This is a genomic window from Cupriavidus sp. 09_S30 (assembly GCF_056930435.1).
Map to the genome: position 1 here is coordinate 674800 of NZ_JBXOWI010000002.1, position 13279 is coordinate 688078.

Sequence of the window (13279 nt, forward strand, 5' to 3'; positions counted from 1 at the left end):
AATCCCGTTGACGTCGATGCAATCGATTTCCGGAGGAGACAGGATGGAGCAGTTTCGTAACAAGGTCGCCGTCATCACTGGCGGTGGGTCAGGGTTGGGCAAGGCATTAGCCCAGACTGGGGCAGCGCTTGGCATGAAGCTCGTGCTGGCCGACGTCAATTCGGATGCGCTTGACGACGCGGTGGCTGTATTGCGTGCCGCCGGTGCCACGGTTGTCGGCAAGCGCACCGATGTGTCGGATTCCAGCGATGTGCAGGCGCTGGCAGATCTCGCCATGGCCTCGTTCGGCGAAGTCAACGTGCTGTTTAACAATGCCGGGGTAGCTCCCGGCGGCCTGGTCTGGGAACGGTCGGAGCAGGACTGGAACTGGGCGCTCGGGGTAAATCTTCATGGTGTCATTCATGGCCTGCGCGTCTTTATCCCGTTGATGCTTGCTGCGGCCGCGGCCCGAGCAGACTATCGCGGTTATGTCGTCAATACTGCCTCGATTGCGGGTCTGATCACCGGTCCGATGCTGGGTCCGTACTGCGTGACCAAGCACGCCGTGGTGGCCTTGAGCGAGGCACTCCGCGCAGATCTCAGCCTCGTTACCGAGAGGGTGCACTGCTCGGTTCTGTGCCCCTCATTCTTCGCGACCGGGATCGCCAACTCGGACCGCAATCATTCGACCGATGGCACAAATCGGGAAGCACTGAACCGTGGGCAACTGGAGGCTCAGTCAAGGCTGAATCAGGGAATCGCTGCCAGTACGGTCAGTGCTGAAGACGTGGCGCGCGCGACCTTCGACGGCATCCGGGAGCAGCGCTTCTATATCTTTCCGCATCCCGGGTCGGCAGAGGCAGCCCGCCCCCGGTTCGAGGCCATCCTGAATGGGCAAAACCCGCCCGACCCGCTCCGCAATCAACCGGAGACACGTGATGCGCTGGTTGCCGCGCTGGGTAGCCGCTGATACCCGTGCACCGATCCGCTCGCGAAGTTCGACCGAGTCCGCGAACTGTCGCAAGTAGATTCGTCGATGCCGGCGAGGTGACAGCCCGCAGGACCAAAGGGCGCGCTAAAGCCGGTGTTTGCCCGTGGTGAACGATTGTCGGTGCACATGAGCGGGACAAGAAAGAATATTCGTGCGCGCCCGCCGCCCAAAGGAGACAAGCATGCAAGCACATATTGCCGACGAGCGCGTCGGTGGTCACGATGGCTATATCAGCGGACGGGCACAGGCATGGTTCGCCTTTGTCATGACCGCCGCCTTGATGTTGTTCGACTACGTCGATCGTCAGATCATCGTCTCACTGTTTCCCCATCTGAAGGAGGCTTGGGGGCTGTCTGACAAGCAACTCGGCGGCCTCGTCTCCATTATTTCAGTTGTGGTTGCCATCGGTGGATTGCCGGTGGCCTTGGTGGCCGACCGGTTTAGTCGCGTCAAGAGTGTGTTCGTGATGGGCGCGGTATGGAGCCTCGCGACGATTTCCTGCATGTTCGCCACGAACTATGCTCAGATGTTTGTTGCCCGTGCCGTGGTGGGTGCTGGCGAGGCCGGATACGGGTCGGTCGGAGCAGCGCTGATCGCTACATTGTTTCCGAAGCGCCTACGATCAACGCTCCTTGGCGCACTCTTTGCGACAAGCTCGTTTGGTGCCGTGCTCGGCGTGCTGCTAGGCGGCATCATCGCGGCACACTGGGGCTGGCGCGCGGCATTCGGCGTGGTCGGGATTCCTGGTGTCATCGTTTCCTGCCTGTTCCTCCTGGTCCGCGATTACAGAACAGTCGCCATTTCAAGCATGGAAGGCCCAACCAGTTCGTCGCTATCAGATAACGTGCGACGCATTGTGCAAGGACTAACGAGTTCGCGCACAGTTTGGTGGACGTGTATCGGCACATCACTTCAGGTCGTCATCGTTTCCACTGTGTGGGCTTGGCTGCCGAGCTACCTGATCCGATCCCAGGGATTCTCTGGCGAACAGGCGGCAAAACAGGCAGCGCTGGTTGTTTTGCTTGGCGGCTTCGGGACGTTCTTCTGGGGTTATGTGGTAGATCGTGTCGGGATCCGGCGGGCGCGCGACAAGATGTTGGTCACGGCTTTGGTGTGCTTGGCGAGCTTTGTCGTGCTTGCCAGTGCGTTCTCAGGGAAGGCAGAAGGCATCTGGCTAATCGCTCTCGGCGGCTTCCTCATGACGTGTACTGGTGGCGTCGGAGTCAGTGTGGTGCTCGATATCATGCATCCGGCACTCCGATCAACCGCCGGGGCGATGCTGTCTCTCTTCCAGAACCTCTTCGGACTCGCAGTGGGGCCATTCGTTGCCGGGATACTGTCGGACATGTATGGGCTGCAGAGGGCGCTCGAAGTTATGCCGAGCTTTGGTATTGCGGCGGCATTCTGCTACCTGCTGGCGGCAAGGAGTTACGAGGCGGACTTGCAAATTTCGGTCGCAGCGAGGGGCCAGGGGGGCACCCCGGGCACGTCGGCGGCCGCGAACTACTGATCCGTGTTCACATCACAAGTCGCTATTCAGGAGTGGCATGCCGCGAATTTGCGCTGTAAGGTTATCGACGTGACGGAAGCGTTCACTGCGAAAGCAAAAAAAGAGGAGATGCGATGAGACTAGACGGCAAGGTGGCAATCGTTACCGGCGGTGCCAGCGGAATTGGTGCGGCAACCGTACGGCGATTCGTTGCCGAAGGCGCAACCGTAGTGCTGACAGATGTATCGACCCGGGGTGATGATCTTGCCGACGAACTACTACAGAAGGGTCATGTTGTCCGATTCGCAAGAGTCGATGTCACCCGCGAAGAGGAAGTACGCGACTTGATTGCCGCGGTGGTATCGGAGTTCGGACGGCTCGACGTCATGGTGGCAAACGCCGGCATTGCGCAGCGACCCGTACCGGTCGAGTCGCTGTCGTCCGAGGCATGGCACCAAATGCTGGATGTCAACCTGACAGGCGTGTTCTTCAGCAACAAGCATGCAATCGCTCAGATGAAGCGGCAGGGCAGCGGTGGTGCCGTGGTCAACGTCGCGTCGATACTGGGTCATGTCGGCAAGGCGGGCGCCACGGCATATAACGCTGCCAAGGGAGGGGTGGTGAACCTCACGCGCTCGCTGGGCATCGCCTGCGCAAAGGAAGGAATCCGGGTAAATGCAGTGTGCCCGGGCTATATCGAGACCCCGCTCCTTGCTGGAGCCAGCGCCGACATTCTCGCTGAAATCACGAGCCTCCATCCGATTGGCCGGCTTGGCCGGCCAGAGGAAGTTGCAGCTGCCGTAGCATTTCTGGCCAGTGAGGATGGCTCGTTCATGGCCGGTGCAAGTCTCGTGGTCGACGGCGGATATACTGCGCAATGACCTGATCTTGTGGTTTGCCGCCGCTGGCAGGACCTGCCGGCTCACGTCAAGAAAACAGATTGCGGACCTTCGAGCTCGCCGCGGCATCGAGGCGAGCTTTCGTGCGGCCATGCCAGTTGAGATGCGCCTCGCGCCGAAGAGCCAGTAGCCGGGAAAAATCAATCCCCTAGTTGATCAGCCCAGTCGACATCTCCAGCGCACTCTGCCGTTCCGCGGAAGAAAAGGCTCCGCAGGCGTCGCCTGGGAGGTTATGGGGCGACCCTCGATCTGATGCCCTGGGAGCAACTGCAAATGGTCGGCCTCTTCCTCCGCATCTTCGACACTGCTACGTCATGCCGAGAAAGTGATCCATGCCTCGAGGCGCTTGATGAGCCAATTGCCACCGTCACTGCATGCCAGCTCGCATTCCACGTCAGCCAACATGGCCGGTACTGGTTCGGCTACGGGGAGCGTTGGCGGTGCACCCTTGTCAGAGCGATAGACGGTCAGACTGAATGCCACCTTAGCCATTGGCCCGCTATGCTCCAGGACAACAAAATTGCTGACATAGTGACGCGTAAAAAGCGTCGCGGACCGCTGGCTCAGGGAAGCGAGGATCTCTTGTTGCCCGTGGAGCGCAGTACCGCCACGTGCCCAACTGCCATCAGGCATGAAGCAATTGGAGGCACCGGAATAGTCGCTGCGATCGAGGGCATGGTACATGCGCATCACGGTTTGCTCGGTGGCAATGACGTGGTGCAGACTCTCTGGGTTGTTCATGGTTTCCAATACCTGAAGTGTGTCGCCGGTAACGCTCGGCCGGCCGGGCAATGCGCTTGGCCAAAACGGATTCGCGCTCAGAAGCTGTGCGTTTGGGAGGCAGGGCCTCCCAGAGCAGAAGCCTGATTAGGCGACCTTCTGCAGGAAACCTTGTTGCCCCCCATTCCGATTGGGCGCAAAGCCGTTGGCCTGCAACGTTTCCTCCACCGTGTCGTAGAACACGCCGATCTTGCAGATTTCGCGCGCTTCCTTGGCCGTAGCGATCGGGCGACTCATCTCTTGTGAGATCCGCACCAGTTGCTCGATCTGTGCCACCGTACCCATCTTCTCTGTACGTGTCTGGTTCCAGAGCGTGTCTTCGGTGCCGCAGCGAACATGCAGCCCCATCGCAATACCCATGGTGTTAACCGGCAGTACGTTGATCGTATTGCTTTCCACCGTCAACACTGCGCCATCGGGCACGGCGCGCACGAAGTTGGCTAGGCTGTAAATACTCGGCGAGTCCATCCCCCCTCCAATCGCCACCCAGTTCATTACCAACGGGCCCTTATAGATGCCACGGCGAATCAGTCGTTCCACCGACTCGAAGCTGTTCAGGTTGTAGCACTGGAATTCGCTCTGAATCCCCGCCGCGGTCAGGCGGCGGATGTGTTCCTCGACCCAGCCCGGCTGCGCCGGCACGGTCATCTCTTTGTAGGCGTTAAAGACCGTAGGGTCTTCCAGGGAGGTGCCAACGATGTCGCGATGGTCAAACTGCTCGAGGAAGTTCATCTGCGACGTATTTACCGTCACCGTAACTTGGTCAGGCTTGGGGTCAAGTTCCGCCAGCATGTGGCGCGTGTCATCCGAGAGCCACTTTGCAGCCGCGCCATCCGTTTCAGGAGCAAAGCTAATTGATCCACCGACCTGGATAATCATCTCCGGTACGCGCGCGCGGACGCCGGCGATGAGCTCGTTGAACTTGGACAGGCGCTTGGAGCCTTTGCCATCGAGTTCGCGTACATGCAGGTGCAGTACGGTTGCGCCTGCGTTGTAGCAATCCACCGCTTTCTGGATTTGCTCTTCCATGGTGACGGCGATGTCCTCGGGAAAGTCCGACGGGACCCACGAGGGAGCATATGGCGCAGCGGTGATGATCAGCGGTTGCTGGTTTTCGGGGAACAGGTGTCCGTCTAGAAAGTTCATGGCAAGTAAGGGAAAAGAATCGACGAAGGTTCCGCCACTCTCGCGGCTCAATATGGCCTATCGCCGATGATCGTGGCCCGGTCCATCCTGCGATGACACGGTGGATAATCCATGACAGCGTAGTGCTGTGTTGAGCGGTTATCCCAGATCGCCACGCTGTTCCTGGTCCAGCGCCAGCGCACCTGATGCTCGGGAACGTAAGCCTGAGTGATCAGGTAACGTAGCAACTCTGCTCCGCCGGGGTTGTAATCCTGACCAAACCGCACTCGATCCGGGGTGTGGAAATTAGTGAAATGGGTGGTAAAGCCGTTAACGAAGAGGATCTTCTCGCCAGTCTCCGGATGGGTGCGCACAACCGGGTGTTCGGCGTCCGGGAACTGCTCCTTCAAAGCCAGTCGCTTCTCGATGGGCATGGCGGCGCCGAAGCTGGCCTCGATGCTGTGGCGCGCACGAAGGTCCGCGATCTGCTCTTTAACGTGACGCGGCAGGTTCTCGTACGCGAGCACCATGTTGGCCCACATGGTGTCGCCACCGACTGGCGGGCATTCCCAGCAGCGCAGGATGCTGGCGAGAGGCGGAGCTTCGCGCCAGGTCGCATCGGTGTGCCAGGCGTTCTCATAGCGATCCGGTGGGTTCGCTGGCGTCTTGTAGATCTGGACCAATCCCGGATGTTCCGGATCGCTTCCCGTCACCGGATGATCCTCGAGATTGCCGAAGCGCCGAGCAAAGGCCACGTGCTGCGCTGCCGTGATGTCCTGGTCCCGCAGGAACAGCACCTTATGTCGCACCAGTGCCTCGCGGATACTGGCAAACAAGGCATCGTCGTGGATGGCATCGACCACGCTGACGCCAGTCAGCTCGGCGCCAATCGAGCAGGTTAGTTGTTCAATGCGCATGAAGGGACCGCCTCAGGGTTCGATGTGGAAGGGTGCGGCCATGGCATCTGTGTTCCGTTTATGCTGGATCAGTGACTGGGTTGGCGAATCGACACGGGCATGTCGGGTGAAAAATAGTGTAAGAATCCAGGGTCGCTATTTTTCTCGCATTTGACGACAGAGGTATCTCATTTCGTGACAGAATGAAGGGGGCCTCGGGTTTCTACGCAACGAACGCAACCGGACTACACGCGACATGGACGAGAAGCGATGGGCACATTGATTCGTGCCGGGGTGACGACCAACTACCTCAAGGTTGCGCAGCAATTAGGCTTTGACCCGCAGCCGCTGCTGCGGAAACTGGGGCTAACCAAGGCGATGCTTGCGGACCCGGAATGCCTGATTCCGGGGAGCGCTGCCGTTACCTTGTTGAAAGAGTCAGCGCGCATTACCCAATGCCCAACGTTTGGGCTGCGGATGGCCGACCTATGGCAACTGTCCGACCTCGGCGTCATCAGCGTGTTGCTCACGCATCAGAGAACCCTGCGCGACGCCGTTGGCATCCTGATTCAGTATCGGCACCTGGTGAACGAGTTCCTGGTCATACGCATGGACGATGTCGGCAAGAAAGTGATCGTGCGAGAGGAATTCGTCGCGGATGAGACCGGGACATCCATACAGTCCACTGAGCTGGTACTGGGCTCACTGTCACGCATGTGCAGCACGCTGATGGGTGCCGCCTGGCATCCGCTGAGCGTCCATTTCACCCACGATGCTCCGCCTGACCTGCGGCTGCACCGCCGCGTATTCGTGGGAAAACTGGAATTCGCCAGCTCCTTCAATGGCATAGTTTGCCGTGCTGCCGATATGGACTTTCCCAACCCTATCGCTGATCCTGTCATGGCACGCCATGCGCAACGCTTGCTTGAGGGTCTGCCGGGAGCTAACGAGCCGTCAATTGTGCTCGAGGTGCGCAAGGCGATCTATCTGATGCTTCCGTTAGGGCGCGCGACGATTGAGCAGGTCGCCCAGGGCCAGGGCATGAACGTGCGTACGCTGCAGCGCCAGCTCGAAGGCGCCGGAAAGATCTTCTCGGACATGGTCAATGGCGTACGGCGCGACCTCGTCGTCCACTATATGGACAACAAAAGCTACTCGTTGGGACGCATTGCCGAGTCGCTCGGGTACTCCGCCTATGGCTCGTTCGTACGTTGGTTTGAAGTGCAGTTCGGAATGACGCCGACGCGGTGGCGAAGGGGTAAGCCTGCAAAGGGAGAGTAGGCGGCGACCGGTGCGTGATCCACGCCGACAGCGTGCAGATCCTCGATCGCATGCGGGTGCCATGCGACACCTCCATTGAAAGGCGCCAGCACGGGGAATAGATACCGAGAATACGCCTTGTATCTCATCGGACCGGACTCCGATTACCCCGTGCGGGCCACAGCGATCTGGCCCGCGATATCGGCCGCCACGGCATTGTAGGTCTGCTGCGCATCAGCATGCAGGAACGGCCGAAAGGTGGCCGTGGACGCCATCGTCCGTGAGGTGGGATTTACTTGTGCATCCCGCAGGCCCACAGGCTTAGGCGGCACCCTGAGGGACCGTGGGTGGTGTTTCCTGTATCGACTCTGGAAACATCACCTCAAACAGCGCTCTGGCTCGGGGAGTAAGGTTGCGGGGATCCGGGCGCAGCATTTCGTCCGGCGGAACCAGAACCTTCCCGTACACGGCCTCATAAACCCGCTTCACGACGCCGTCTCTGCCTACCTCACGGTCGTAACCAGGGGCGAAACCAACCAATTGGTAGCCAGCACGCTCAAGTGCAATCTGCATGTGCGAAACCTTGAGGGTTGCCATCGTGTACACGAACTCGGCACCGCAAGCTCGACAAACACGCTCGGTACCCAACATGCAACTGGCCGCCACTTTTGAGCCGCGGTGCTCTGGCGCCACGATAAGAAGTCGCCCATAGATGGACAAGGCATCGATCTCTCGCTCGAAAGACCAAATGCCGACCAACTCACCAGAAAACTTGATCAACAAGACATAGATGTCACGCTCCACCTCATTGGCGAGGAAGGTCTTGTCCAAGTAGAACTGCTCGCGCACATAGGAGCTGCCTGCACCGACCACTATGTCCGGATGCCATCGCCGAACCTTTTCAACCAGTTCGGGAATTTCGTTGCGCCCCAATTGCTCGAACCGGTAGCCGGCCGGTAGCGGTATGAGATCGTTTGTCTCAGGGATACTCGTCCACTTCATAGCCACCTCCTGCTGAAATGTTGTACGCCGAGATCCCGATAGGCCGAGTAGCTGCGCAGACCCCGGCCTTGAAATCCTCCGCCCTCAGGTGGCTGACGACAAAGCGCTGCTGACTATGTTGCTGTCTGGTTTCCACGCGGCCCGCGCGAGCTTATGCGTCGAGAAGAAGATGAAGCGCCCCAAAGTAAGCCGAAAGCAAGTGACTTAGAGCTGCCAAGGTGACTATGATCCTGCGTCAGAATTGCTCTGTGCGTTCTAGCACCGACGAGCTAAAGCTATTGTGGTACGGCCAGGATAATTCATCCGCGCCTGCCAGAGCTTGACGTGGCCCGCGGTCATGCGGCCGCGAAAGTCCTTATGATTGGGCTTATTGATGAAGGCGAGAATCTCATTCTTTACCTCATCAGACAACGGCCCATGCACGTTGGCGCAGCCCTTGAAGAGTCGGGCTTTCTCTTCGCATTTTCGACGCTGCTACATCACGCAGAGAAAGTAATCCTGGGATCCAAGCGCTTAATGAGCCAATCACCACTGCCAGTGCATGCCAGCTCGCATTCCACATCAGCCAACATGGCGGGTAGCGCCGGACCCACGGGGAGCGTTGGCGGTGCGCCCTTGTCAGATCGATAGACGGTCAGACTGAATTCCGCCTTGGCCGTTGGTCCGCTATGCTCCAGGACAACAAAATTCATGACATAGTGCCGCGTAAACAGCGTCGCGGACCGCTGGTTCAGCGAAGCGAGGATCTGTTGTTGCCCGTGGAGCGCATTCCCGATCCGCTCCCAAATGCCATCAGGCATGAAGCATCTGGAGACCCCTTCATAGTCGCTGCGGTCAAGGGCGCGGTACATGCGTATCACGGTTTGCCCGGCGGCAATGACAAGGGACAGCTTCTCTGAGTTGTTCATGGGTTCCATTACCTGGAATGTGTCGACGGTAACGCTCGTCCGGCCGGAATATGCGCGTGGCTCTCACATACGATGGTATGCGGCAAGGAGTTCATTGCCGCGCCGAAGGCGGACGGTGCCAGCGTAGACCAGACCAAAGCAGCCCGTGAGTACCTCTTACGGCCTGGCCGACGATTGCACGAATGACGCGCAGAAAATGTACGGTTGGGAGGCAATGCCCCCCAAACCAGAAGCCTGATCAGGCAACCTTCTGCAGGAAGCCTTGTCGCCCACCGTTTCGATTGGGCGCGAAGCCGTTGGCCTGCAGCGATTCTTCTACCGTGTCATAGAACACGCCGATCTTGCACATTTCGCGCGCTTCCTTTGCGGTAGCGATCGGGCGACTCAGCTCACGAGAGATGCGCACCAGTTGCTCGATCTGCGCTGCCGTGCCAATCTTCTTAGTCCGCGTCTGGTTCCAGAGGTTGTCTTCTGTGCCACAGCGAACATGCAGCCCCATCGCAATACCAATGGTGTTGACCGGCAGCACGTTGAGTACCGAGCTTTCCACCGTCACTACTGCGCCATCCGGCACACCGCGCATGAAGTTGGCCAGGCTGTAGACGGTCGGCGAGTCCATGCCGCCGCCAATCGCCACCCAGTTCATGACCAGCGGGCCCTTGTAGATCCCGCGGCGCATCAGCCGTTCCACGGACTCGAAGCTGTTGACGTTGTAGCACTGGAACGCGCTCTGGATCCCCGCCGCGGTCAGGCGGCGGACGTGCTCCTCCACCCAGCCCGGCTGAGCCGGCACCGTCATCTCTTTGTAGGCATTGAAGACCGCGGGATCTTCCATCGAGCTGCCCACGATGTCGCGGTGGTCGAACTGCTCGAGGACGTTCATCTGCGACGTATTGACGGTGACCGTCACTTGGTCGGGCTTGGGGTCGAGTTCAGCCAGCATGTGGCGCGTGTCGTCCGAGAGCCACTTTGCCGCCGCGCCTTCGGTTTCTGGAGCGAAACTGATGGATCCGCCGACCTGGATAATCATCTCTGGCACGCGGGCGCGGACGCCGGCGATGAGCTCATTGAACTTGGACAAACGCTTGGAGCCTTTACCATCGAGTTCGCGCACATGCAGGTGCAGTACGGTGGCACCGGCATTGTAGCAATCCACCGCTTTCTGGATTTGCTCCTCCATGGTGACGGGGATCTCCTCGGGAAAGTCCGACGGAACCCACGACGGCGCATAAGGCGCAGCCGTGATGATCAGCGGTTGCTGGTTTTCAGGGAACAGGTGTCCGTCAAGAAAGTTCATGGCAAGTCAGAGAAGAGAGATTACGGAGCTTGGCTTTTGGCTCTACTACTTCCAGCAAATATGAAGTACCGGCGTGGTGCTCCTGTAAATCAAGAGTTGCCACAGGTGCGGGGTGCCGCTGCCCAGTTTGAAAGAGACCGATACCGACTGGCCCCACCCAGTCATTATTTGCGAAGATCAGTCACTCCATTTGTCAAATCGGGACAAAGATTTGACGAACCGGGACACCCCGGTGACCCCCGTCGGAAACAAGCGCGGCGAAATGCACACCCACGAGTAGACAACCCTAGCAAAGCTCAGCGGGGAGAGAAACAGCCGGCAAGGATAGAGCGGCGAGCATCGCGCATAGCGTTGGGGCAAAAAGGTTCTTCGGCGATTTGCGGGAGTGATGAAGGCGGCCTCGGTGTCAGCGCCAACCACAAAGTACACCGTATGGACTTGTGGGACTGACGCTAGAGCTCCCCTACAGGCTGTTGCCGACCCTTTATAGATATTCCGTCCCGCCTTCATCGATACTTTGGGACTGGCAGCGAAGCTGCCAGTGAAGGCGGGACATGCACCTGCGGGCTACGAATATCCCGACCCAAACGTTAGGACGATTACGGAGTTAGCTTCGAGTCCGCGGGTGCGCTTGCGCTCAAACGAATACTCAGGGTTCGCCGTCGCACCGGCTCACTATATTGCCTTCGCTGAAAGCAAGCATGCATGTCCCTGCCAAGTAATCTATCACTTGTGGAGGTTCACATGGCACCTCTGTTGAATCAGCAATTCAAGGCCTTCGTCGGTATCGACTGGGCGGATACCAAGCACGACATCTGCCTGCAGCCGGCCGGAGGGGACAGGCGCGAGTTTGACTGCATCCCCCACCAGGTTGCATGCATCGATGAATGGGTAGCAGCACTTCACAAGCGCTTTGGCGGCCCCATCGCTATCGCTCTTGAGCTATCCCGAGGTCCGATCGTCTCTGCTCTACAGAAACATGCGTTCTTGACACTCTTTCCGATCAACCCCTCAATGCTCGCAAAGTACCGAGAGGCGTTCAAACCGAGCCGAGCTAAGGACGATCCCACCGATGCCGAGCTGGCACTCGACCTTCTGCTGCGCCATCCTGAGCGGTTCAGCGCACTCCGGCCGCAGAGTGCCGGGATGCGTTCCTTGCTGAGCCTGATCGAGCAGCGTCGCGAACTGGTCGGGGACAAGACCCGGTTTGCCAACCGACTAACCAATGCACTCAAGCAGTACTATCCTCAAGCCTTGGAATGGTTCGAGCACATCGACACCGTGCTGTTCTGCGATTTCCTGACTCGCTGGCCAACTCTGCCAGCAGTCAGGCGTGCTAGGAGGAAGACCCTGGAAGACTTCTTCCATGCCCACAACTGTCGCCGGACCCATTTGATTGAGGGGCGTCTGGAGTCGATCCGCTGCGCTGTGTCGCTTACTGACGATCCCGGTGTCGTTGCACCTCACCGATTGCACGCGCTGATGTTGGCGGCGCAACTACGCACAGCGCTCGCCGCGATCGACGTGTTCGATAAAGAAATCGCGGCAGTGGCACGAACGCTGCCAGACTTTGACCTATTTGATGGTTTGCCTGGCGCAGGTCCGCATCTTACGCCGCGCTTGCTGGCTGCGTTTGGCGAGCAACGTGACCGCTACAAGGGCGCTGATGAACTGCAGAAGTACTCTGGCATCGCGCCAGTCACTGAGCGCAGTGGCAAGAAGTGCTGGGTGCACTGGCGCTGGCAATGCCCGACCTTCCTGCGCCAGACCTTCGTTGAATGGGCGGGCCAGACCATCAACAAATCGTTCTGGGCCGGCGCTTACTACCGGCAACAGCGAGCGAAGGGCAGCTCGTATCAGGCAGCCGTCCGGGCATTGGCGTTCAAGTGGATACGAATTCTCTACCGCTGCTGGCAGACAGGAACGCGGTACGACGAGAGCATCTACCTCAACGCCTTGCGGAAGCGCGGCTCGCCGCTTCTCGTGGACCTCGGGCCTCCACGGTAACCCCTTTCGCTTGGCGGTCACGCTATTCGGCTCCAGGTCGGTAGCTTTTCCAGGGTTGACCTGTTGTCGCGAGCCGTCCATGGCCGGCCAGCGTGTCGCATGCTACGACCTCACGCTGGCCGGCCATGGACAGCTCGCGAGGCTGGGGCGCATGACGTCTTCTTCAGTGTCTGCAGAACCGGCCTTTGAAGATGGAACAGGATCTCCCTGCTCAATTGTTCGTGCCGGAACCCAACTTCCCTCTGAAAAACCTTGACTGACCCCCTCAGGGCGTGACTCTGCCATTGGGGTAGGTGCGGTCGACTGGCTGCAATGGCCGATGAGCTGCCGTTCGATCCGTGAAGACGAAGGACCGTACGCGGCCCCAACGCAGTCGTTCACAAGTCCGGGCCCGGCCGCATCCGCTGGATAGCTTGCGTCGGAAAGCATGACCGTTCATCCTCTAGATCCGATTGTCGGTATGACCCTGGGGTCGGGCATGTATGTCAGCTTGGCCTTCGCGATTGCGACGACCGCGCCCTCTGCCTCCAGGCACTCGGCGACATTCCATACCACCCTCTTGAACGCGTGGGAAAAGGAACTCTGCTCGACATAGCCGAGCAGCCCGGCCACCTGAGACATCCTCAGCGCGGGATCATCCAGGTAT

General features: G+C 59.2%; 11 protein-coding genes and 1 pseudogene. 6 read left to right on the plus strand and 6 right to left on the minus strand.

Annotated elements, in window-relative coordinates; translation table 11 throughout:
- The first annotated feature begins 43 nt into the window (after positions 1–43).
- The 4 genes and pseudogenes from AC1Z3O_RS23205 to AC1Z3O_RS23220 form a co-directional block, all read left to right on the plus strand.
- Complete coding sequence (locus AC1Z3O_RS23205; protein WP_483518222.1) at positions 44–949, plus strand: SDR family NAD(P)-dependent oxidoreductase; 906 nt, start codon at positions 44–46, stop codon at positions 947–949.
- Between the two features lie 202 nt (positions 950–1151).
- Positions 1152–2480 carry an MFS transporter gene (locus AC1Z3O_RS23210; RefSeq protein WP_483518223.1) on the plus strand — a complete coding sequence of 443 codons (1329 nt, stop codon included), beginning with the start codon at positions 1152–1154 and terminating at the stop codon, positions 2478–2480.
- 113 nt (positions 2481–2593) lie between these two features.
- Complete coding sequence (locus AC1Z3O_RS23215; RefSeq protein ID WP_483518224.1) at positions 2594–3340, plus strand: SDR family NAD(P)-dependent oxidoreductase; 747 nt, start codon at positions 2594–2596, stop codon at positions 3338–3340.
- A 24-nt stretch (positions 3341–3364) separates the two neighbouring features.
- Positions 3365–3485 (plus strand): annotated as a pseudogene (locus AC1Z3O_RS23220) (taurine dioxygenase); the annotation flags it as partial.
- A 185-nt stretch (positions 3486–3670) separates the two neighbouring features.
- Here the strand turns inward: AC1Z3O_RS23220 and AC1Z3O_RS23225 are convergent.
- From AC1Z3O_RS23225 to AC1Z3O_RS23235, 3 genes are all read right to left on the minus strand, one after another.
- Entirely contained in the window at positions 3671–4099 is a 429-nt protein-coding gene (locus AC1Z3O_RS23225; RefSeq protein ID WP_483518225.1) for a nuclear transport factor 2 family protein, read from the minus strand.
- 126 nt (positions 4100–4225) lie between these two features.
- Entirely contained in the window at positions 4226–5284 is a 1059-nt protein-coding gene (locus AC1Z3O_RS23230; RefSeq protein WP_483521933.1) for a beta-keto acid cleavage family enzyme, read from the minus strand.
- A 47-nt stretch (positions 5285–5331) separates the two neighbouring features.
- Positions 5332–6180 (minus strand): TauD/TfdA dioxygenase family protein, encoded by an 849-nt coding sequence (locus tag AC1Z3O_RS23235; RefSeq protein WP_483518226.1) that lies wholly within the window; start codon positions 6178–6180, stop codon positions 5332–5334.
- Between the two features lie 249 nt (positions 6181–6429).
- Here AC1Z3O_RS23235 and AC1Z3O_RS23240 point away from each other — a divergent pair, with 249 nt between their 5' ends.
- Positions 6430–7440, plus strand: a complete 1011-nt coding sequence (locus AC1Z3O_RS23240; RefSeq protein WP_483518227.1) for an AraC family transcriptional regulator — start codon at positions 6430–6432, stop codon at positions 7438–7440.
- 300 nt (positions 7441–7740) lie between these two features.
- Here AC1Z3O_RS23240 and AC1Z3O_RS23245 read toward each other — a convergent pair whose 3' ends face one another.
- The 3 genes from AC1Z3O_RS23245 to AC1Z3O_RS23255 form a co-directional block, all read right to left on the minus strand.
- A complete protein-coding gene (locus AC1Z3O_RS23245; protein ID WP_483518228.1) occupies positions 7741–8421 on the minus strand; it encodes a GNAT family N-acetyltransferase in 681 nt (226 codons plus the stop codon).
- A gap of 479 nt (positions 8422–8900) precedes the next feature.
- Entirely contained in the window at positions 8901–9329 is a 429-nt protein-coding gene (locus tag AC1Z3O_RS23250; RefSeq protein WP_483518229.1) for a nuclear transport factor 2 family protein, read from the minus strand.
- A gap of 238 nt (positions 9330–9567) precedes the next feature.
- Positions 9568–10626: a beta-keto acid cleavage family enzyme gene (locus AC1Z3O_RS23255; RefSeq protein WP_483518230.1), complete on the minus strand. Its 1059-nt coding sequence runs from the start codon at positions 10624–10626 to the stop codon at positions 9568–9570.
- A 744-nt stretch (positions 10627–11370) separates the two neighbouring features.
- Here AC1Z3O_RS23255 and AC1Z3O_RS23260 point away from each other — a divergent pair.
- Positions 11371–12633, plus strand: a complete 1263-nt coding sequence (locus AC1Z3O_RS23260) for an IS110 family RNA-guided transposase (RefSeq protein ID WP_483518231.1) — start codon at positions 11371–11373, stop codon at positions 12631–12633.
- Positions 12634–13279 lie beyond the last annotated feature (646 nt).